Origin of the sequence: Bacillus sp. BPN334 (genome assembly GCF_008368885.1) — a bacterium.
Taxonomy (GTDB): Bacteria; Bacillota; Bacilli; order Bacillales; family Bacillaceae_G; genus Bacillus_A; species Bacillus_A wiedmannii.
In genome coordinates this window covers 198,523-218,312 of record NZ_QOZW01000007.1, presented here as the reverse complement: position 1 = coordinate 218,312, position 19,790 = coordinate 198,523, and the positions used below count along the sequence as shown (strand labels likewise).

The following is a 19,790-nucleotide window of genomic DNA, read 5'->3' as shown; positions in this document are numbered from 1 at the left end:
GAGGTCCAGTGGCACCAGTAGAGCCCGTGTTCCCTTGAGGCCCAGTGGCACCAGTAGCGCCTGTGTTACCTCGAGGCCCAGTAGGCCCGGTAGGACCTCTGCCGAACGAAGCTGAATTAACTAGAGTAGTTTGTAACTCTGCAATTAATTTAAGGAGTTCTTGGAGTGTACAATGATCGATTCGGAATAACTTTGTGATGTAAAGTAAATAATTAATTAAAATTTGGAGTTCAACAAATACAGCACTTGCTACGAAAGTTGGATTTTTTAATATAGTTATTAAGTTTTTAATAATTGCTAATCCTTGCGCTTTCAGGGAGGAAGTAGCTTCTAGTGAACAAATAAATTTACTTAGTAGGTCCAATGTATCAATTAGATCTTCAATATTTTGGGGAGATGGATTTGCAAAAAGTTTTGGGATTATTTTTGTTAAATCGATAATGATTGCGCGAAATGTTCTAAGTTGTGCTTTAGTAATTGGGATGGATGGGGTATTTGGGATTCGTCCAGCGCTACTTGGAAAGCATGGTTTGGAGAATTTGTTTTGACTGTCGTCATAACGAGACATTAAATCTCTCCTTTCTAATGAGAATGTGAATGAAACTCATCATAGTAGATGCAAAAATTAGTTAAATGGTCATAGTAAAATCGTTTGTTTAAAGAAAAAATAGAAAAAACGCCTCATGATAAGGCGTTTTTTCTATTTTCTGCGTATTGATAATATCGTTTTAGTGAAACTTTTGATTTGAATCCAGCTAGTTTTATAATTTCTGACTCCGGAGTTTCTTTTTTTATTAAGTTTAAAATATAGGTGTTACGAAAGTGTTGTCCTGAGATTCCTTTGCGTAAATTAGCTCTAGATACTTCAAGGCGAATCATTTTTTGGATAGCGATTTCTGTTAATCCCTTCGGTGCATCATTTTCGTATACCCATCTGTATGTTCCGCGATTAAAATCAAATGCGATAAATAAGGGGTCATGACTATGGTATTTTGGACGAACGGGTTCAGGGATGCTTTTGTAATAAGTATATAGTTGTTTTTTGTCTTCGTTAGTTAATGTAATTGTTCTTTCTACCCCTGCGGTTGCTGGGATAGAGAATGTGTTAGTTTCAAAGTGAACGTGATGCATAGTTAACGCTGTAAGTTCCTGTAAGGATAATCCATAGTCGATTAATAAGTTTAAAATAGCAACATTACGATCCATTAATAAAGGGCGCACAGGACGTTGTTTTTCTGAAAGTCCTTCTAATGAAGTGATTATATGTTTTAATCTTTTTTCTTCATCAGATGAAATGAAATCTTCGTTACGAAGTGTGCGGTCTGGTTGAATAGAAATTTCCATGTTCTTTAATGGGTTAGGGATGTTTAGAAAATGATGCATTCTATTTAATACAATAAATACACGGTGCATCGTTTTCTCTGAGTAATGTCGATTCTTTTTTAGGTCGGAAAAGTAATCTTCGTAGTCTTTTGTACAAAGTGTAGCCCATATATTACTGGAAGGGAGCTTATTGTTTTTTTCTAACCAATGTCCGAAATCTTCAATGTCATAAACATAACGTTTAATGGTTGAAGCTTTTCGGCCTTTATTCAATAAAAAAATAGAAAAGGCTTGTATTGTATCATGGAATTCCGATGTTTCCATAGTCCCACCACCTTCATTATTTCTTATATTATAGCAAACTTTTCTGAAAATAGTCATTTGCAAGGGAGACAGGAATAATAATATTTGGTGAGTGGATAAAATGAGGTGATTGTATGGAACAATCGATGCGAAAGAAAAATAATAATCAAATTAACATTGTTTTAAATCATCGAAAGAAAATTTCTTTACCAGCCGCAGAAAATAAAACAGTGATTTCAAGTGAAACTACTACGAAACATGAGATGTTGCAAAGAATTGAAGAAGAAATGGGAAAGCTTATTGGGATGGATGATATAAAAAAGATAATAAAAGAAATATATGCTTGGATTTATGTAAATAAAAAAAGACAAGAAATAGGGTTGAAGTCTGAGAAGCAAGTACTTCATATGTTGTTTAAAGGGAATCCAGGTACAGGGAAGACAACTGTTGCTAGAATGATAGGGAAATTGTTGTTTGAGATGAATATTCTGTCAAAAGGGCACTTAGTTGAAGCTGAACGTGCGGATCTTGTAGGAGAGTACATCGGTCATACAGCTCAAAAAACAAGAGATTTAATAAAAAAAGCAATGGGAGGTATTTTGTTTATTGATGAGGCGTATTCATTAGCCCGAGGGGGAGAAAAAGATTTTGGGAAAGAAGCAATTGATACGCTCGTAAAGCATATGGAAGATAAACAACACGGTTTTGTATTGATTTTAGCCGGATATTCAAGAGAAATGAATCACTTTCTTTCATTAAATCCAGGTCTGCAATCACGTTTTCCGTTTATAATTGAATTTGCGGATTACTCAGTAAATCAGCTGTTAGAAATAGGGAAGAGGATGTATGAAGAACGTGAATACCAGTTATCGAAAGAGGCTGAATGGAAATTTAGAGATCATTTACATGCTGTAAAGTACTCGTCGCAAATTACATCATTTAGTAATGGACGATATGTACGTAATATTGTTGAAAAATCGATTCGTACACAGGCTATGCGGTTGTTGCAAGAGGATACGTATGATAAATATGATTTAATTGGGATATCAAGTTGTGATTTGATGCTTGAAGAGGAGACGCACAGTACGTAAACTGTGCGTCTGTTTTTTTGTATAAGTGCTTTTACTCTTTTTTTGCTTTTTCTTGATAAGGTTTATGGAAGTGTTCCATTTTAGCGCTTTTTTCGTGTGCAGAATTAGGATCGTGTCCAATTTGACCTACTGAGCTTTTTTGAGCACTTTTATTAACATGGTTTGTCATTTGTATTCACCTCGCTTTGAGGATTAGTATAAACATTTTGTAAAGAAAAACTCATTAGAAAAGAAAAACCTCTTTACGATATGTAAAGAGGTTAGATTACTATTTATGCATTGAACGTTCCTTTGTATCGATGCGTCTATGCGGTAAATGCCATTTGTAATGAATAGAAACCATGCGGAAGCAAACAATTAAAATGAATAAGGTATATAGAGCCCAATCGCTAACAATAATTTGAGCACCGATTAAGAAACCTGCTAGAATCGTCCAAAAGGCATATACTTCAGCTCGAAGGACGAGAGGTTTTCTGCGGGCTAAAAGATCGCGGATGATACCACCGCCAATACCAGTTAAAACAGCTGCTACGATTGTAGCGCTAATTGGTAAATTTAATTTTTGAGCATATAATGCTCCTTGTACGGCGAATGCTGATAAGCCGATAGCATCAGTGATATTTTCCCACTTTTTCCAGTGTCTAATTAATTTATTAGGAAAAAGAAAAATAATCGTCATTGATAGTAGTGCGATTTGGAATAACATGTCTTGTTGCCAAAGCGCGACAATCGGATAACCGATTAATAAATTACGAAGGGCACCTCCCCCAAATGCGGTTGCCATTCCTAAAATATAAACTCCGAAAATATCATAATCTTCTTCCATTGCAACAATGGCTCCGCTTAGTGCGAAAGCGATTGTGCCTATGATGCTAAAAATCTCCCATGCCATGAATTTTCTCCCCCGCTAACTAGATGAAATGTGCTTCCTCTGCTATTATATTAGAAGGTTTAAATTTCGAAAAGGATGAGTGAACATATTTGATGGAAGAAAAAGAAAAAGTCATATTAGTAGGCTGTCAATTGCCACAAGATGATGATGAAAAGTTTATGCATTCCATGAAAGAGCTTGCATCGCTAGCGAAGACTGCACGAGCAGAATTATTAGTGTCTACAACGCAAAAACGACCGAAGTTTCATCCGGCGACTTATATAGGTAAAGGTAAATTAGAAGAGCTTACAATGTTAACGGAAGAATTAGAACCGGATGTTATCGTATTTAATAACGAATTAACGCCGAGTCAAATTCGGAATTTATCCTCAGTATTAGATGCGAGGGTAATTGATCGAACGCAACTAATATTAGATATTTTTGCGCAACGTGCGAAGTCGAGGGAAGGTAAGCTTCAAGTAGAATTAGCTCAGTTGCAATATACAATGCCGCGTCTTATGGGGCAAGGATTGTCGTTATCACGTCTTGGTGGTGGTATTGGAACGAGAGGGCCGGGTGAGACGAAACTTGAGACGGATCGTCGCCATATTCGATCACGCGTTGATGAAATAAAGAAACAACTTGCGGTTGTTGTGGAGCATCGAAAAAGATATCGTGAGAGAAGAAAAAATAATAAAGTATTTCAAGTTTCATTAATAGGGTATACGAATGCGGGAAAATCTACACTGTTTAATAGATTGACGGAAGCAGATACGTTTGAAGAAAACTTGTTGTTTGCAACGCTAGACCCGACGACAAGGAAGATGCCGTTACCTTCAGGTTATACAGTATTACTAACTGATACGGTGGGTTTTATACAAGATTTACCTACGTCATTAATTGCTGCTTTTCGTTCGACATTAGAAGAAGCTGGTGAAGCGGATGTTATTTTACATGTAGTTGATTCAGCAGATCCTAATTATGTAGGGCATGAGAAAACAGTAAAACGATTATTGTCAGAACTTGAAATTAATCATATTCCTATTATTACGTTATATAATAAAAAAGATGAATTACATCAAAACTTTATTCCGTTTCCGAAAAGTGACTTCTTAATGACTAGTGCCTTTGAACAAAGTGATTTATTGCATATAAAAGAAGCGATAGAAACGAAAATGAAGGAAGAAATGAATCGTTATCAAGTGGAAATTCCACCGAGTGAAGGTAAGTTGTTAACGCTATTAAAGACAGAAACGCTATTAACAAAGATGGAGTTTCTGGAAGATAAATTTGTATATGATTGCGTAGGGTATATTTTTGCTCATTCATCGCTTAATGTGCAATTAAAGAGATTTTTAGTGGAAGAAGGAGAAAATAAAAATGTTTGATCGTTTGAAAAATGGAGAAAAAATTGCTCCAATCGTAAAAGAAGTAGAGAGCCAGGTTACAGAAGTACATAAACGCGCGGATGAAGTAATTGAAAGTAATCAGTTTCGTGTATTAGAAAGTTTTCGTAAACATAAAATTAGTGATTCGCATTTTATTCCGACGACAGGTTACGGTTATGATGATATTGGCCGTGATACGTTAGAAAAAGTGTATGCGGATGTATTTGGAGCGGAAGCTGGTCTTGTTCGTCCGCAAATTATTTCAGGTACTCATGCTATTTCTACAGCGTTATTCGGTATTTTACGTCCGGGAGATGAGCTATTGTACATCACTGGCAAACCGTACGATACGTTAGAAGAAATCGTTGGTGTACGCGGAAAAGGTGTAGGTTCATTTAAAGAATATAATATTGGTTATAATGCAGTTCCGCTTACTGAAGAGGGGCTTGTTGATTTTGGAGCTGTTGCGACTGCAATTCATAGTAATACGAAGATGATTGGGATTCAGCGCTCAAAAGGTTATGCTACTCGTCCATCATTTACTATTTCTCAAATTAAAGAGATGATAGCATTCGTTAAAGAAATTAAACCTGATGTTGTTGTGTTTGTAGATAACTGTTATGGTGAGTTTATTGAAGAGCAAGAGCCATGTCATGTTGGTGCAGATTTAATGGCAGGTTCGCTTATTAAAAACCCTGGTGGTGGAATTGTTAAAACTGGTGGTTACATTGTTGGTAAAGAACAGTATGTTGAAGCATGTGCATATCGTTTAACATCTCCAGGAATCGGTGCGGAAGCAGGGGCATCTTTATACAGTCTACAAGAAATGTATCAAGGTTTCTTCTTAGCGCCGCATGTAGCGGGACAAGCGCTAAAAGGTGCGATTTTTACAGCTGCATTTTTAGAGAAGTTAGGAATGAATACATCACCAGCATGGAATGCACCAAGAACAGATTTAATTCAGTCTGTTCAATTTGATGATAAAGATCGTATGATTGCATTCTGCCAAGCAATTCAATATGCATCTCCGATTAATTCTCACTTCACTCCATATGCCAACTATATGCCCGGTTATGAAGATGATGTAATTATGGCTGCGGGAACGTTTATTCAAGGTGCAAGTATTGAATTGTCAGCTGATGGTCCAATTCGTCCGCCTTATGTTGCTTACGTGCAAGGTGGGTTAACTTATTCACATGTAAAGATTGCGATTTGTTCTGCAATTGATGCGTTAATTGAAAAAGAATTATTAACAATTTCTTAAGGAGAAGCTGTCGATTTCGACAGCTTTTTTCGTGTGAAAGTAATAATTTATTTCATTAGAAAAAAGAATGAAAAAATTTATAAAAAATCATGTAAGAAAAGCTAACATCTATTGACACTAAACATAACATGGTGTAAAATGAGAAGCAGTTAAGGCGAAGGAGGAACTGAAACAATGAAAGAAGATAGACGTTCTGCCCCGCTGTTTCCTATTGGTATTGTTATGGATTTAACACAATTATCTGCACGTCAAATTCGCTACTATGAAGAGCATAATCTTGTTTCTCCAACCCGTACAAAGGGGAATCGTAGATTATTTTCATTTAACGATGTAGATAAGTTGTTAGAGATTAAAGATTTATTAGATCAAGGCTTGAATATGGCTGGTATTAAACAAGTGTTACTAATGAAAGTAAATCAAACAGAAACAGTGAAAGTAAAAGAAGAAACGAAAGAAATTTCAAAAACTGAGCTTCGCAAAATACTTCGAGATGAACTACAACATACAGGTAGGTTTAATCGGACTTCATTGCGACAAGGTGACATTTCAAGGTTTTTTCACTAAAGATAACTGATTCTGAAGGTGTTTAGAGGGACTAAGGAGGAATTTATAATGGCTAGGTACACAAGAGAAGATATTTTCCGTTTGGCGAAAGAAGAGAATGTAAAGTATATCCGCTTACAATTTACGGACCTTTTAGGAGTAATTAAAAACGTAGAAATTCCAGTGAGCCAATTAACAAAAGCTCTTGATAACAAAATGATGTTTGATGGATCTTCTATTGAAGGTTTCGTACGTATTGAAGAATCTGATATGTACTTATTCCCGGATTTAGATACTTGGGTAATTTTCCCTTGGACAGCTGAAAAAGGCAAAGTAGCTCGATTAATCTGTGATATTTACAATGCAGATGGCACTCCATTTGATGGCGATCCACGTAACAACTTAAAGCGTGTATTAAAAGAAATGGAAGCATTAGGATTCTCAGATTTCAATCTTGGACCAGAGCCAGAATTCTTCCTATTTAAAGTAGATGAAAAAGGAAATCCAACATTAGAATTAAACGATAACGGTGGATACTTCGACCTTGCGCCGATGGATCTAGGGGAAAACTGTCGTCGTGATATCGTTCTTGAACTTGAAGAAATGGGCTTTGAAATTGAAGCGTCTCACCATGAGGTTGCTCCAGGACAACACGAAATTGACTTTAAATATGCAAATGCAATTCGTTCATGTGATGACATTCAAACATTCAAACTTGTTGTAAAAACAATTGCTCGTAAACACGGTTTACACGCAACATTTATGCCAAAACCATTATATGGTGTGAACGGTTCAGGTATGCACTGTAACTTATCACTATTCAAAAATGGTGAGAACGTATTCTTCGATCAAAACGGTGACTTACAATTAAGTGATGATGCTCGTCACTTCATCGCAGGTATTTTAAAACACGCACCAGCATTTACAGCGGTAGCAAACCCAACTGTAAACTCTTACAAGCGTTTAGTACCTGGATACGAAGCTCCTTGTTACGTAGCATGGTCTGCACAAAATCGTAGCCCGTTAGTACGTATCCCTGCATCTCGTGGAATTAGCACACGCGTAGAAGTACGTAGTGTTGACCCAGCTGCAAACCCATATTTAGTAATGGCTACATTATTAGCAGCAGGTCTTGATGGAATTAAAAACAAATTAACTCCACCAGCTGCAGTAGACCGTAACATCTATGTAATGACAAAAGAAGAGCGCGAAGAAGCAGGCATCGTTGACTTACCAGCAACATTAGCGCAAGCATTAATTACATTGCAATCGAATGAAGTAGTATGTGGTGCACTAGGTGACCATTTACTTGAGCACTTCATCGAAGCGAAAGAGATTGAGTGGGACATCTTCCGCACACAAGTTCACCAATGGGAACGCGATCAATATATGTCTCTATACTAAGAGGCTCAAACCCTTGACACATAACGTGTTGAGGGTTTTTTTATTTTGTGGGTAAAACACTTTTATTTGAAAGAAGAGTAATTCACCCACAAAACACCCACAAAAAAATCAAAGTTACCCCAATACATTATTCATATAAGCTTCAAACCCCGAAATAGAATCCTTAATGCAGGGTAAGAATCTTGCTATGAGTTTCCTATTTACAGGTAGAGTTACTGCATGGGGTACAACGAATAAATGGGCTGGTTTCGAAGTGAAGATTACTTTTACAGACAATACATTTCATTATCCAAGTTGCCGCGTAGAAAACCATTTAACCCTAGGTAAACAATATAACCAGGAAAGGTTCACAGCAAGTGCAGTAGTAATGGATAAGCCTATTAAGGAGATTTCAGTTTACGCTTTAGCACGTGATTTTACGGGGGAAGTGTTAATTGAAAAGCTTAAATTAGAAATTGGCACAATATCAACTGCATGGACACCAGCACCAGAAGACCAAGTATCCACAACTGATTTCACTAAAACAACAGTAGAAATCGAGACTACTATTAAAGGAATAAATACTTCTGTATCAAATGTACAAAACGAACAGGGAAAGCTTACAGAACGTGTAACGAAATCTGAGCAAATGGCTAACAGTTTTAAACAATCCATAGAATCGTTAACTAAAAAAGATACTGATATTAGTAATAAATTAAATACGGTTGAATCAAATGTAGAAGGTACAAAAAAGACAATTTCCGATGTGCAGCAAACGACGAATGATTTAAGGAAAACAACAACTGAAATTAAAGAGCAAGCGGGTAAAATCAGTGAAAAGTTAACAAGTGTTGAGTAGAAGTATGACGGCATGAAAATTGGTGGTCAAAACTTTTATAAACAAAAATCCTTTGGTGCAACTGGTGGAGCAACCATAAAGCATGGTGATGGTAATAAATGGTAGTAAATAACGATCCCTGCTGGGGCAAGTGGTAGTTGGAAAGGCATTCTATATACTAATAAAAATGTCATGTTACTTGTGGGCAGAACATAAACAATCAGCTATGAAATTTACACTAACGAAGTTATTCCGACGGCAATTGATATTAACAACTTTGGTGTTACTACTGCTACAGGAACAAATGACAATGATGTTGTAGCAAAACGAATTATGCGTACTCCTAAAACAATAACAGGTCAGTGGGTTAAGGTGTCCGCTACATTTACAATGCCCGACAATATCATACAAGATTTCTATGATAATTCAGTGCTTGGTGTTGGTCTTGGAGCCATCAATGAGATTCGCGATGCAGGTTTTACTCAAGGGAACAAGTACTGGGGGTGGTCGAATGGGCACGCTATAGACCCAAACCTAAAGTATAAAGGATACAACTCGTTTTCTATGCACACTACGGGACAAGATCAGGATAGATGGTGGGGTGCTTTTGGACAGTTTATAGATTGTTCTCCTTCAGAAGACATTGTTATTTCGGCTTACTTTAACACTGATGGGAAAGTGCCTATTGATAATGGTGTGTATATCGAGATGGAGTTTTGGTAATCAAATAAAGCAACCAGAATTTCAACTGCTAGAGAAAGGGTTCAAATCATTAACAATACTTGGATTAGATCTACTTGTACAGCTAAAGCTCCAGCAGGAACTGGGTTTGTAAGATTTCGACCATACATAAAAAGAAATGGTAGAGCTTGGTTTTGCATGCCTATGTTACAGCGTGGGAAAGTAGCTACAGAATTTTGGTTACATCCGAAAGACCAAACTGATGCTGACAAAATGCTAGAAGATATAGCTAATAGAGTAGCAACTGAGCAATACAATCACAAGATGACTCAAATCGATAACCGTTTTAGTGTTAATGAGAAAGGTATTGATTTAGCAGCAAAAAAGACAGAGGTTTATACACAAACTTAATCTAATGATAAATTTGCTACGAATGCTTTTGTAAGGAATATGGAAGGACGTATTCAAGTTACTGAGAAAAATATTCTAAGTACAGTAAAAAAAGGTGAAATCATTTCATCTATCAATCAAACGGCAGAAAAGATTAATATTTCAGCTGATCTAATAGATTTGGTGGGTAGGGTGGAAGCATCTTGGTTAAAAGCTGGATTACTCCAAGGTATGACTATCAAAACAAGTGCTACAAAAGAATACCTCCATATGGAAAATCAGGTTCTTCGTTTTGTAAACCAAGGATCTGCCAAAGTTGTGATGGGATTTGAAGATGAGAGAAAAAGTACAACACGTAACCCATATATAATTCTTGGTGAAGGTGATGGGACTGGTAGGAACCTTGGAAGTATCTACAAAGATGGAAATGGCGTTTACTATCGCTATGTAGATTACAATGGCGCTGAGAGTAATATTCGTCTAACGAATGCAGGTAATATCGGTATAACAGCTCAAGAGGGAATTTGGTTTACAGCCAAGAGAGTTAACTTCACGTCACCAATTTCAACATCGGGTATATTATTCAACTCATTTGGAAAGATTTCTTTGTCTCAACAAGGGGTTCTATGGATGAGGAATGGTTATAGAGGGTTTGGAGCTTACTACCACGATGGAAAAGCATGGAACTTTATAAGTAGCTCACAATGATGAAAGGAGAAAATGAAATGAGTCAATTTTTAGGTATTTTAGGAACAGTTGGTGAAGATGGGACAATCAAAATCCCATTGGATATGTTGCAAACAGCAGGTATTAAACCAAATACAAAAGTGGAATTATTCTCTGATACTTCTAATCTGTTCGTTAGAACTGAAGAAAGGTTTTGTGATATTTGTGGTGTGAATACAAATACAACAAGAATCGGTAATCAGGAAATTTGCAAAGATTGCTTAGACAGAATTACACAAGCTTCACAGGAAAAACAAAATGTACCTACTGAATAGAGAAGTAGCAAATCGCAACTGAAAGGAGTATGACTATAAAAATGAATAAATAGGAAACCAGAGCAGCCATAAGTTGGTCTTTTTTATTGTCTAAAAGGGGAGATAACAAAATGACGAATCAAATCCAAAGTACAAGTCCAGAGGAAAATCAATTACAAAGTCAAATTATCAATCAAATCATGCCAATACTAGAGAAATTAGTTATGCAATTAGTTCAAAACCCAGCTCCAAATGAAGATGTGATGCCAGGGAACGATAATAAATTTATGGAAATCGATGATGTTGTGGATAACTTAGTAAATGCCGGAATTATTACTGCGAGCAATTTTAACGTTAATGTTGAGTTATTCAGAGGTAGTCCGATTACAGTTTCTATTATAAAAGCGGGGGATCCGGCAGCAGAGATTTCTACAGAAGTAGGTAGTGGGGTTTCTATCAAGGAACATATAGAGGCATCAGATAAACACGGAGGAACTAAATAAATAGATTTAAAGTAAAGCGTACGAAAAGTAGGCTTTTTTATTTTAAATAATTTATGAGGTTGGAAAGAGGTGGACGGTATGGATGGTTTGCAAGAGGTGAGAAGTGATGTTCAAGAAATAAAGCAAGATATTAAGGACATTCGCTTAGAGATTAAAAGTTTAGAAATGCGGACAACAGGTAACGAGAAAGACATTATCAATATCAATAAACAATTAGATAAGATTAGTGCTAATACAACTTGGATTTTACGCCTTATTGTTGGGGGGCTTATTGGAGCGGCTCTTACCTTCTTCTTGAAAGGAGGTGGTATGTAATGATTGAAATTACGGTAATGATTGGTGTTGTCGTAGGACTATCACAAATTGCAAAAACAGTTGGGATGCAAACAAAATATGTTCCGTTACTAAATTTAACGCTTGGCATAACGCTAGGCGTTTTCTTTTTGTCTCAAGATATCAAAACAAATATATTTCAAGGAATCATTATTGGACTGTCAGCAAGTGGATTATTTGACCACACAAAAATTATAAAAAAGGATGCCGATGTAAAATGAAAAAGAAGTGGAAACATATTTCGTCTATAGTTGTTGCTATGATTTTAGTATTATCAATTGGAACAAACGTATTTGCTGATAGAGTTTTAATTATTCCTGATTTACGAAAACAACCATACCGTAACGGTGTTGGTGCTTATGAAGGTGTTGTAGCTCATTCTACAGCTACCCCAGAAGCTCCAGCTATTAATATTCAAAAATATGAGTCTCGTACATGGCGTTCGGCGTTTGTTCACTACGCAGTTGATTGGGATGAAAAGATTCAAATTGCATCTACTAAATATCGTGCATGGGGTGCAGGTCCGGCAGCTAATGCTAGATTTGTTCACGTTGAATTGTGTGAAACAAGTGATCCGATGAAATTCAAACGTTCTTACGAACGATATGTAGAGTTAATAGGAGAAATCTTACGTGAACGAAATATTCATCCTTCAAAAGGGTTGTGGACACATAAGGATATTACTTATAAATTAGGTGGTACAGACCATGAAGACCCACTTGATTATCTTCGTAGTCATGGTGTATCAGAGGCGAAATTCCGAGCAGACGTGTTAAAGGCTTATAACGGGAATTCTGTTACAGTGGATGCAAAACCACAGAAACCAAATGAAATAACTGGCACAGTAGAGGTGAATGGTGTTGCGTATATTGAGGGATACAATGTAAATCTTCGTTCTGGACCATCAACAGATAATAGTGTTATTCATAAACTACAAAAAGGACAGGCTTATAAAGTATGGGGCAAATTAGGAAACTGGTTAAATCTTGGTGGTAACCAATGGATTTATTATGAATCCTCATACATCCGTTACAATGGGACGGATGCTTCTACTATAACTGGTAAGAGGGTTATTTCTAAAGTGAACAATTTACGTTTCTATGAATCCGCATCTTGGCAGGATAAAGATGTTGCTGGTACTGTGGATGTAGGGTTAGGATTCACTATTGATGTTAAAGTAAATGTAAATGGATCATCACTATATAAAGTACACAACTGCAAAGGGAAAATATATTATTTAACAGCAAATGAAGCCTATGTGTATGTGAAATAGAAAATAGACCACCTGTAATAGGTGGTCTATTGTTATTTATTTACAATTAATATAATTTGAAAGGAATTGTTAATTTTCATTTAGCATAGTCTCTAATTTATCTAATTCAATAAGTAGAGGGTCGTCAAAACTTTTTACGAGACCGGTATCAGTATAGGCTCTCACTGCGCCTTTAATTCGACGAGATTCTAATCCGTCATTAGTATAATCGTTACTTTGTAGATAATTAGCTAAACGATTTAATCGTTTTAGTAAATCTTCATAGAATGGATCTTCTTTTTCTTTTTGTTTATTTTTTGTAATTTCAATTACTATCTCGATTTGACATAATAGTACATTTGTATTTTTAAACATATATATTCTCCTCCTATTTACCTGGAATTTCTCTAACTTCTTTGATCCATTCTGATGGATATCCGAATGGTAATAATACTTGGTCTTCATCACCTTTAAATATTGTTCCAGACCTAGTTGTTTGTTTTTCAGCTCGTCCTATTTGTAATATTGTACCTTCTGGGGCTTGTATTACCGCTTCATATTGTCGAGTGTTTTTCCATTCAGGTAATAACGCTAAATCTCTTTTTGCTTGAATTTTGTTTGGCGCAGGAACTGTAGTAACAAATGTTCCGTTTGGTTTAGCTTGTCCACCATATGCTCGGTAAAAATTGATATCTTCTGTTGTTTTTACTGTTCTATAATTACCATCTTTAAATGTTGCACCAAGAGTTCCAGGTAGGTTTTGCTTTTCAACCGCTATTACTTTATCCTCAATAAGAGTGGAGTATTGTGTAGCATTTCTTAGCTTTTCAGCTTTTTTAGCAGTGTTAGCAGCTTCAACTGCATTTGCAGTCATTTTTACTCCTTTTCCAACTTTGGCAATTTTTCCAACTGGTGTAAGACCAGCTACAGCCATTCCTCCAGCGAAAATTCTTTCCCAAGTGGAAAGTTTTTCTCCAGTTGATGGATCAATACCGTTCCAAGCGCGCCGAATATCATATTCCCCACTTAGTTCACCAGCTATATCTCTGGCTAATTTTTTACCATCAAATCCTGTGTCCTCTGAAGAAGGTCTACCACACATTGCGCCTTCTTCCAATGTAACATCTTGATTATCTGCATTACGGAATTTTTCAGCAATTCGTTTCAAATCTTCTTCCACTTGTATAATTGAATTGATAGATGTAAAAGCTTTTGGTCTTGCATCATTGAACATTTGAACGAACTGTTGATTAGAGGCACCAATCCATTGAAAACACAAATGATCAATTTCATTACATAAATTATTATGTATAGATTCTAATGCGATCCTGGTATTACTTGCACGATTTGCAACATCTTCTAGCATTTCAGGTGTCACGTAGAAAAAAGTAAAAGACCACCTGTAAAGGGTGGTCGAAAACCGTTCTTACTATTTATTTTTTAATGCTCTTTTTAAGAGTTCGACTATTTGCTCTAGCCATTCTATAGGGGTAAGGTTTAAAGCAGGAAAATAAATTTCGGCATTATATTTAATGAATTCTTCTTTTTCATGAACAGTTAAACCACTTTGTAGGAATGATGTAATGTCTTCAATAGTATTCTCTAAACATATATTAGTAACTTCAGTGATAAATTCGTTTATGGCGAATTCGATTGATTCAATATCTTGATGGAAAGTTCCTGCTAAAAAATCACTTAATTCTTCATATTGTATGTATTTATCTTTCATATAAACTCTCCTCTATCTTTCTGGATATCCTGTAATAATAAAACTACCATCTCTTTCTTTTTTTAAAACAATTCTTGCATTTTTTACTTCTGAGATAATTTCTGATCCTCTAGGAACATGCCTACCAGTAATATCTGTACCTTGGTATCTTAAGGGTAAGGTTGGCTTGCTGTCAGGGTTATTTAACCATCTGTTTATTTTTTCCGTATTTTGCGGGTTGCTTAAAACTTCATTTGCTATTTTTTCAGCCGTAGCTCTATCGGCAAAGGTGGACGCACCTGTTATTGTAGAATTACTTTCTAATCTTTGCAATAGTTCTTCATCTGTTTTTCCTACATGTCTTTCTATTAAATGTCCACCTCTAGCCTCGTGTGCAGCTAGGCCCCCTCCAGGGGCAAGTGAACTACTATCACCAGGTTTCACAGTAGTAGTATTTTCACCTTGAGCAAACTGGTAGGTTGAAAGTTTTTCTTCGGCTTGTCTAAAAGTAGCACTATCAAATGCAGATGTAACACCATTACCGCCTGTGAAAGCCAAATTATCGCCTTTATTAAATAATTGTCCAGCTTTTGAGATGCCTTGAGAGAATTTAGCACCTTGTGCTAGATTTGCAGCCTTACTGACCCCTTTATCTCCAAGAAGACCTAATCCAATTTGTGTTAAAGCATACGATCCCCATCTTGCACGTGTTTCTGCATCCCCATTTATCACATCTTTATTATAAGAGTCGGATAACGCATCCCACATAGCAGGTAGAGCTTTATCTAAATGGGTGACAGTGTAGCCCATGCCTTTCCAAGTTTCCCAGTCACCTAATGCTTTTATACCGTCGATTGTATCTCCAACAGCAGCTCCTGTACCGTCTACTATACCATCCCAAACTTTTCCTAAGAAAGATTTTTCAGGTGATTTACTAGGTGTAGTTTCTTTTGGAGTCGTTACATCTTCGCTATCTGCAACGCGGAATTTTTCAGCAATTCTCTTTAATTCTTCTTCGACATGCACAAGTGCATTGATAGCTGTGAATACGGATGGTCTGGCATTGTTAAACATTTGAACGAAGTTTTGATTCGATGCACCTGTCCATTGAAAACACATGTAATCAATTTGATTGCATAAATTATTATGTATGGATTCTAATGCATGCTTAGTATCATTAGCCCGTTTTGCAACTTGTTCTAATTCTTCAGGTGTAATTTTTATTTGAACCATTTTCTTCCTCACGCTCCCGATTAAAATTATGAGGCAAGAAGAAAAAAATGTGAATATAGAAAATTCGTATTACTGTATTAAGGGGTATTTAATTCGAAAATTAAGTATTGAAAAATATAGTACCTTGCAATGAATAATACTAAGTGGTATATTATGGATATAACAGGTACCGTGTATTGAATAGTACTGAAATGAGAAAGGGGGATTGACCTTGAACGTTCAGTTTAAAAAAGGCGTATTAGAACTGTGTGTTTTAGTACTTGTGAAACGTAAAGATTGTTACGGCTATGAACTTGTTCAGCAAATCTCAAATAAATTTTTAATATCGGAAGGGTCAGTGTATCCTTTATTACGTCGTTTAACGAAAGAAGGATATTTTCAAACGTATTTAAAAGAATCTACGGAAGGACCGCCTCGTAAATATTATCAACTAACGGAGCAAGGGGAAACGCAACTGAATTTGTTAGTAACAGAGTGGCGTGATTTTGCAAAAGGCGTACAAGAAATTATTGAAGGGGTGGAATGGGATGAGTAAAGAGCAGTTTCTTAAAGAATTATCAAGTCATCTTAGAAAGTTACCGGAAGAAGAGAGGAAAGATATTTTATTTGATTATGAAGAGCATTTTCAGTTTGGGGTAGAAGAAGGAAAAACTGAATCGGAAATAATAAAGGGCCTTGGTTCTCCGAAAGTAATTGCGAAAGACTTACTGGCTTTGTATCGCTTTGACGAAATGAAAAAGGACCCATCAACTACCAATATAACAAGGGCTGTTATGGCAGTGATTGGACTTAGTTTGTTTAATTTTATTATTGTGTTAGGCCCGTTAGTTGCAATTATCGCTTTTATATTTTCTTTTTGGGTCGGTGGGATTGCGAGTGTAGTGACACCATTTTTCGTTATTGCAAAAGTATTTATGGGTACCTTTATATGGCTGGATGTATTCGTTAGTATAACGTTTGTTGGAGTAGGTTTGTTGTTATGTCTTATCGCTTATTATAGTACGAAGTGGTTTAAAAAGTTATGCGTACGTTATGTAATATGGAACTTCAAAATGATAAAAGGGGAGTAGATGATGAAGAAAATATTGTTAGTAGCTATCGCTTGTATCATTATTGGAGTAATAGGGATTTCACAAACATATGAAAAAGCAGTGCAAACTGCAGAAGAAGGAAATAAAGAAGACGTAATTAAAAACGAAACACTAATAAATATAGAAGTTAAGTTAGATGCTGGGGATATTGTTGTCCAAAAATCTCCCGACTCTTCTTTTTATGTAAAGCAATCAGGAGATGTACGTAAACAAGAGGTTCTTATTACCGAAGATGGTGACACATTAAAAATTATTGGGGAAAGAGAAAAAGGTGCTTCATTTGATTTTTCCTTTTACAATTTCAAAATTCAAACGTCTACATTGACTATACTTGTGCCTGAACGTCTTTACCAAGATATAAAAGTAAATTCATCTGCAGGACAAATCGAAATGAGTGATGTGAAAAGTGATCGTGTAAGTGCTGGGACGCTCGCTGGAGAGGTAGATTTGAAGCATATCACAGCTCGGAGTGTGGAGGGATCTACAAAAGCTGGAGAGGTGAATTTAAAAAAGGTAATAGGGAAAGTGACAGCGAAAACGGCTAGCGGGGATGTATATGTTGTGGATCATGATCCGAAGTATGATGTAGAGGCAAGTTCAACTGCTGGGGATGTAGATATTACTTTATTAGAAAAACCACAAGATGCAGTTATAACTGGGCAAAGCACTGCTGGCGAAGTGATGATTTTTAATGAAGAAAATAAAAATATAACAATTGGCAATGGTAGTAAAAAGATTAGCGGTAAAACAGCTGCTGGCGATGTGACGATTGAAACTCGTTCATAAGAAATAAAATGTATGAAAATCTATCAAAATATAAAAAAGAAGATAATTACCGTATATAAATAAGGTAATTATCTTCTTTTTTTATTCTTAATGTAGATCACGATATACGCCAATTACTTTTCCGATAACTGACACTTGTTTTAAAATGATAGGTTCTAATGAAGAGTTTTCTGGTTGTAGACGGAAATGGTCTTTTTCTTTATAGAAACGTTTAACAGTTGCTTCGTTATCTTCTGTTAAAGCGACTACAATTTCACCGTTGTATGCAGACTGTTGTTGGCGAACAACAACTAAATCCCCATCGAAAATACCAGCTTCAATCATACTATCTCCGGAAATGCGTAACATAAATACTTGGTCTGCTCCAGCAACAATGCTAGCTGGAAGTGGGAAGTGATCTTCTACACTTTCAACTGCTGTAATCGGTAATCCAGCAGTAACTTTTCCGACAATTGGAACTTGAATAACAGATTGTGTTTCTGTATCCATTCGGTTGTCACCTAAAATTTCAATTGCTCGTGGTTTTGTTGGATCACGTCGAATATATCCTTTTTCTTCTAGTCGTGATAAATGTCCGTGCACTGTAGAACTAGAAGCGAGGCCGACTGCTTGACCGATTTCACGTACGGAAGGTGGATATCCTTTTTCTTGTACTTTTAGCTTAATAAAGTCGAGAATGTCTTGCTGGCGTTTCGTTAACTTTTCCATGTTTTCTAACACCTCGTTTTCTTTCATTTTTCTTATTAATAAGTATAACATGCGAAAAAACATTCTACAAACATAAGTTCGAACGAAAGACGAATTTATGATACACTATAAGGAAAATATAGTGAGAAAGAAGGGTTCAAAATGAATGCAATTATTTATGCACGTGTGAGCACAACAAAAGAAGAACAGGAAACATCATTATTGCGTCAAAAAGATGAATTATTGCATTTAGCTGAGCGCTATCAAATGAATGTTGTAAAGGTGATTGAGGAGCAGGCTAGTGGTTATACAATTGAACGTGATGGCATATTAGAAGTGCTAGATACAATTCGCGATGAACAAGTTGATGTACTTCTCATACAAGATGAAACGCGCCTTGGTAGAGGGAATGCAAAGATTGCATTAATGCACTGTTTACATAAAGAGGGAATAAAAGTATATACGCATACGCATAATGGAGAATTAGAACTTTCTGACTCTGATTCGATGGTGCTAGATATAATTGGGATTGTTGAAGAGTATCAAAGAAAAATCCACAATTTAAAAATTAAACGTGGCATGCAAAGAGCGGTAGAGAAAGGATTTCGTCCAGAGAATAATTTGAAAAATCGTCATTTAAGTATAGGACGTGAGAAAAAAGAAGTGCCAATTGAGGAAATTGTACGTTTACGCCGGAATGAATTAACTTTTGAAGAAATTGCAGCAACACTTCGTGGTTTTGGTCATGATGTTTCAAAAGCAACTGTACATCGAAGATATGTCGAATATACAAAGCAATTGCTTGATAAAGAGGACTAACTATTGTATGATAATAATCAGTTTTGAGTAAAAGGGGGATTCGAGATGCAAAGTCACGAACTCATTGAACGCATTAACTTCTTAGCGAAAAAAGCAAAAGCTGAAGGTTTAACTGAAGAAGAACAACGTGAGCGCCAATCGCTACGTGAACAATATTTAAAAGGATTTCGTCAAAATATGTTAAACGAACTTAAAGGAATTAAAGTTGTTAACGAAGAAGGTACTGATGTTACACCGGCGAAATTAAAAGCTTTAAAAAAGCAAGATAATGCAAAATTAAACTAAAAGATGGGCGAAGCCCATCTTTTTTATTTATTATATCC

The 19,790-nt window shown here is 36.1% G+C and carries 24 protein-coding genes and 1 pseudogene; 16 read left to right on the top strand and 9 right to left on the bottom strand.

What is annotated here, in order from left to right; genetic code table 11:
- Both DN393_RS11930 and DN393_RS11925 read right to left on the bottom strand, forming a co-directional pair.
- On the bottom strand, positions 1-568 hold a 568-nt coding region (locus DN393_RS11930), incomplete at its 3' end, for a collagen-like protein (RefSeq protein WP_149173523.1).
- A 113-nt stretch (positions 569-681) separates the two neighbouring features.
- Positions 682-1,647, bottom strand: coding sequence for a tyrosine-type recombinase/integrase (locus DN393_RS11925; RefSeq protein ID WP_064477044.1), 966 nt, complete (start codon positions 1,645-1,647; stop codon positions 682-684).
- 113 nt (positions 1,648-1,760) lie between these two features.
- Between DN393_RS11925 and spoVK the strand changes: the two genes are divergently transcribed.
- Positions 1,761-2,717 carry a stage V sporulation protein K gene (spoVK, locus tag DN393_RS11920; protein ID WP_048562529.1) on the top strand — a complete coding sequence of 319 codons (957 nt, stop codon included), beginning with the start codon at positions 1,761-1,763 and terminating at the stop codon, positions 2,715-2,717.
- A 31-nt stretch (positions 2,718-2,748) separates the two neighbouring features.
- Here the strand turns inward: spoVK and DN393_RS31510 are convergent, their stop codons facing one another.
- Entirely contained in the window at positions 2,749-2,886 is a 138-nt protein-coding gene (locus DN393_RS31510; RefSeq protein ID WP_064477043.1) for a hypothetical protein, read from the bottom strand.
- Positions 2,887-2,985: 99 nt separating this feature from the next.
- Entirely contained in the window at positions 2,986-3,609 is a 624-nt protein-coding gene (locus tag DN393_RS11915; protein ID WP_064477042.1) for a trimeric intracellular cation channel family protein, read from the bottom strand.
- 92 nt (positions 3,610-3,701) lie between these two features.
- Here DN393_RS11915 and hflX point away from each other — a divergent pair, with 92 nt between their 5' ends.
- From hflX to DN393_RS11860, 10 genes and pseudogenes are all read left to right on the top strand, one after another.
- Positions 3,702-4,976, top strand: coding sequence for a GTPase HflX (gene hflX, locus DN393_RS11910; RefSeq protein WP_064477041.1), 1,275 nt, complete (start codon positions 3,702-3,704; stop codon positions 4,974-4,976).
- Complete coding sequence (locus tag DN393_RS11905) at positions 4,969-6,240, top strand: methionine gamma-lyase family protein (RefSeq protein WP_064477040.1); 1,272 nt, start codon at positions 4,969-4,971, stop codon at positions 6,238-6,240. The genes hflX and DN393_RS11905 overlap by 8 nt, the downstream gene beginning before the upstream one ends.
- A 174-nt stretch (positions 6,241-6,414) precedes the next feature.
- Positions 6,415-6,804 carry a transcriptional repressor GlnR gene (gene glnR / locus DN393_RS11900; protein ID WP_000656785.1) on the top strand — a complete coding sequence of 130 codons (390 nt, stop codon included), beginning with the start codon at positions 6,415-6,417 and terminating at the stop codon, positions 6,802-6,804.
- Between the two features lie 48 nt (positions 6,805-6,852).
- A complete protein-coding gene (glnA, locus tag DN393_RS11895) occupies positions 6,853-8,187 on the top strand; it encodes a type I glutamate--ammonia ligase (RefSeq protein ID WP_000135336.1) in 1,335 nt (444 codons plus the stop codon).
- Between the two features lie 151 nt (positions 8,188-8,338).
- Positions 8,339-10,783 (top strand): annotated as a pseudogene (locus tag DN393_RS31920) (phage tail spike protein); the annotation flags it as partial.
- 17 nt (positions 10,784-10,800) lie between these two features.
- Complete coding sequence (locus tag DN393_RS11880) at positions 10,801-11,076, top strand: AbrB/MazE/SpoVT family DNA-binding domain-containing protein (protein WP_064477049.1); 276 nt, start codon at positions 10,801-10,803, stop codon at positions 11,074-11,076.
- Positions 11,077-11,186: 110 nt separating this feature from the next.
- A complete protein-coding gene (locus DN393_RS11875; protein WP_000184446.1) occupies positions 11,187-11,558 on the top strand; it encodes a hypothetical protein in 372 nt (123 codons plus the stop codon).
- Between the two features lie 78 nt (positions 11,559-11,636).
- Positions 11,637-11,873 carry a hemolysin XhlA family protein gene (locus tag DN393_RS11870; protein WP_000348876.1) on the top strand — a complete coding sequence of 79 codons (237 nt, stop codon included), beginning with the start codon at positions 11,637-11,639 and terminating at the stop codon, positions 11,871-11,873.
- The gene (locus DN393_RS11865; protein WP_064477038.1) at positions 11,873-12,112 is read left to right on the top strand and encodes a hypothetical protein; all 240 of its coding nucleotides are present in this window, start codon (positions 11,873-11,875) and stop codon (positions 12,110-12,112) included. Before DN393_RS11870 ends, DN393_RS11865 begins: the two co-directional genes overlap by 1 nt.
- A complete protein-coding gene (locus DN393_RS11860; protein ID WP_064477037.1) occupies positions 12,109-13,164 on the top strand; it encodes an N-acetylmuramoyl-L-alanine amidase in 1,056 nt (351 codons plus the stop codon). Before DN393_RS11865 ends, DN393_RS11860 begins: the two co-directional genes overlap by 4 nt.
- A 69-nt stretch (positions 13,165-13,233) precedes the next feature.
- On the opposite strand, the gene DN393_RS11855 is transcribed toward DN393_RS11860, so the two are convergent.
- From DN393_RS11855 to DN393_RS11840, 4 genes are all read right to left on the bottom strand, one after another.
- Complete coding sequence (locus DN393_RS11855; RefSeq protein ID WP_064477036.1) at positions 13,234-13,518, bottom strand: hypothetical protein; 285 nt, start codon at positions 13,516-13,518, stop codon at positions 13,234-13,236.
- 13 nt (positions 13,519-13,531) lie between these two features.
- Positions 13,532-14,509 carry a WXG100 family type VII secretion target gene (locus tag DN393_RS11850; protein ID WP_088047069.1) on the bottom strand — a complete coding sequence of 326 codons (978 nt, stop codon included), beginning with the start codon at positions 14,507-14,509 and terminating at the stop codon, positions 13,532-13,534.
- A 63-nt stretch (positions 14,510-14,572) separates the two neighbouring features.
- The gene (locus tag DN393_RS11845) at positions 14,573-14,872 is read right to left on the bottom strand and encodes a contact-dependent growth inhibition system immunity protein (protein WP_064477035.1); all 300 of its coding nucleotides are present in this window, start codon (positions 14,870-14,872) and stop codon (positions 14,573-14,575) included.
- Positions 14,873-14,884: 12 nt separating this feature from the next.
- Entirely contained in the window at positions 14,885-16,084 is a 1,200-nt protein-coding gene (locus DN393_RS11840) for a WXG100 family type VII secretion target (protein WP_064477034.1), read from the bottom strand.
- A 211-nt stretch (positions 16,085-16,295) separates the two neighbouring features.
- On the opposite strand from DN393_RS11840, the gene DN393_RS11835 reads away from it, so the two are divergent.
- Genes DN393_RS11835 through DN393_RS11825 form a run of 3 tightly spaced genes read left to right on the top strand, consistent with a single transcriptional unit; the run spans position 16,296 to position 17,961 of the window.
- Positions 16,296-16,619 carry a PadR family transcriptional regulator gene (locus DN393_RS11835; RefSeq protein ID WP_064477033.1) on the top strand — a complete coding sequence of 108 codons (324 nt, stop codon included), beginning with the start codon at positions 16,296-16,298 and terminating at the stop codon, positions 16,617-16,619.
- Positions 16,612-17,154, top strand: a complete 543-nt coding sequence (locus DN393_RS11830; protein WP_064477032.1) for a DUF1700 domain-containing protein — start codon at positions 16,612-16,614, stop codon at positions 17,152-17,154. The genes DN393_RS11835 and DN393_RS11830 overlap by 8 nt, the downstream gene beginning before the upstream one ends.
- Positions 17,155-17,961 (top strand): DUF4097 family beta strand repeat-containing protein, encoded by an 807-nt coding sequence (locus DN393_RS11825; protein WP_064477031.1) that lies wholly within the window; start codon positions 17,155-17,157, stop codon positions 17,959-17,961.
- 87 nt (positions 17,962-18,048) lie between these two features.
- Here the strand turns inward: DN393_RS11825 and lexA are convergent, their stop codons facing one another.
- A complete protein-coding gene (lexA, locus tag DN393_RS11820) occupies positions 18,049-18,669 on the bottom strand; it encodes a transcriptional repressor LexA (RefSeq protein WP_000413737.1) in 621 nt (206 codons plus the stop codon).
- Positions 18,670-18,810: 141 nt separating this feature from the next.
- Here lexA and DN393_RS11815 point away from each other — a divergent pair, with 141 nt between their 5' ends.
- Both DN393_RS11815 and DN393_RS11810 read left to right on the top strand, forming a co-directional pair.
- Complete coding sequence (locus DN393_RS11815) at positions 18,811-19,467, top strand: YneB family resolvase-like protein (protein WP_046956545.1); 657 nt, start codon at positions 18,811-18,813, stop codon at positions 19,465-19,467.
- A gap of 45 nt (positions 19,468-19,512) precedes the next feature.
- Positions 19,513-19,752: a DUF896 domain-containing protein gene (locus DN393_RS11810; RefSeq protein WP_001190582.1), complete on the top strand. Its 240-nt coding sequence runs from the start codon at positions 19,513-19,515 to the stop codon at positions 19,750-19,752.
- Positions 19,753-19,790 lie beyond the last annotated feature (38 nt).

Coding starts and splice junctions, on each gene's coding strand:
- DN393_RS11925 (WP_064477044.1), bottom strand. CDS start 1,647: ATGGAAACATCGGAATTCCATGATACAATACAAGCCTTTTCTATTTTT.
- spoVK (WP_048562529.1), top strand. CDS start 1,761: ATGGAACAATCGATGCGAAAGAAAAATAATAATCAAATTAACATTGTT.
- DN393_RS31510 (WP_064477043.1), bottom strand. CDS start 2,886: ATGACAAACCATGTTAATAAAAGTGCTCAAAAAAGCTCAGTAGGTCAA.
- DN393_RS11915 (WP_064477042.1), bottom strand. CDS start 3,609: ATGGCATGGGAGATTTTTAGCATCATAGGCACAATCGCTTTCGCACTA.
- hflX (WP_064477041.1), top strand. CDS start 3,702: ATGGAAGAAAAAGAAAAAGTCATATTAGTAGGCTGTCAATTGCCACAA.
- DN393_RS11905 (WP_064477040.1), top strand. CDS start 4,969: ATGTTTGATCGTTTGAAAAATGGAGAAAAAATTGCTCCAATCGTAAAA.
- glnR (WP_000656785.1), top strand. CDS start 6,415: ATGAAAGAAGATAGACGTTCTGCCCCGCTGTTTCCTATTGGTATTGTT.
- glnA (WP_000135336.1), top strand. CDS start 6,853: ATGGCTAGGTACACAAGAGAAGATATTTTCCGTTTGGCGAAAGAAGAG.
- DN393_RS11880 (WP_064477049.1), top strand. CDS start 10,801: ATGAGTCAATTTTTAGGTATTTTAGGAACAGTTGGTGAAGATGGGACA.
- DN393_RS11875 (WP_000184446.1), top strand. CDS start 11,187: ATGACGAATCAAATCCAAAGTACAAGTCCAGAGGAAAATCAATTACAA.
- DN393_RS11870 (WP_000348876.1), top strand. CDS start 11,637: ATGGATGGTTTGCAAGAGGTGAGAAGTGATGTTCAAGAAATAAAGCAA.
- DN393_RS11865 (WP_064477038.1), top strand. CDS start 11,873: ATGATTGAAATTACGGTAATGATTGGTGTTGTCGTAGGACTATCACAA.
- DN393_RS11860 (WP_064477037.1), top strand. CDS start 12,109: ATGAAAAAGAAGTGGAAACATATTTCGTCTATAGTTGTTGCTATGATT.
- DN393_RS11855 (WP_064477036.1), bottom strand. CDS start 13,518: ATGTTTAAAAATACAAATGTACTATTATGTCAAATCGAGATAGTAATT.
- DN393_RS11850 (WP_088047069.1), bottom strand. CDS start 14,509: ATGCTAGAAGATGTTGCAAATCGTGCAAGTAATACCAGGATCGCATTA.
- DN393_RS11845 (WP_064477035.1), bottom strand. CDS start 14,872: ATGAAAGATAAATACATACAATATGAAGAATTAAGTGATTTTTTAGCA.
- DN393_RS11840 (WP_064477034.1), bottom strand. CDS start 16,084: ATGGTTCAAATAAAAATTACACCTGAAGAATTAGAACAAGTTGCAAAA.
- DN393_RS11830 (WP_064477032.1), top strand. CDS start 16,612: ATGAGTAAAGAGCAGTTTCTTAAAGAATTATCAAGTCATCTTAGAAAG.
- DN393_RS11825 (WP_064477031.1), top strand. CDS start 17,155: ATGATGAAGAAAATATTGTTAGTAGCTATCGCTTGTATCATTATTGGA.
- lexA (WP_000413737.1), bottom strand. CDS start 18,669: ATGGAAAAGTTAACGAAACGCCAGCAAGACATTCTCGACTTTATTAAG.
- DN393_RS11815 (WP_046956545.1), top strand. CDS start 18,811: ATGAATGCAATTATTTATGCACGTGTGAGCACAACAAAAGAAGAACAG.
- DN393_RS11810 (WP_001190582.1), top strand. CDS start 19,513: ATGCAAAGTCACGAACTCATTGAACGCATTAACTTCTTAGCGAAAAAA.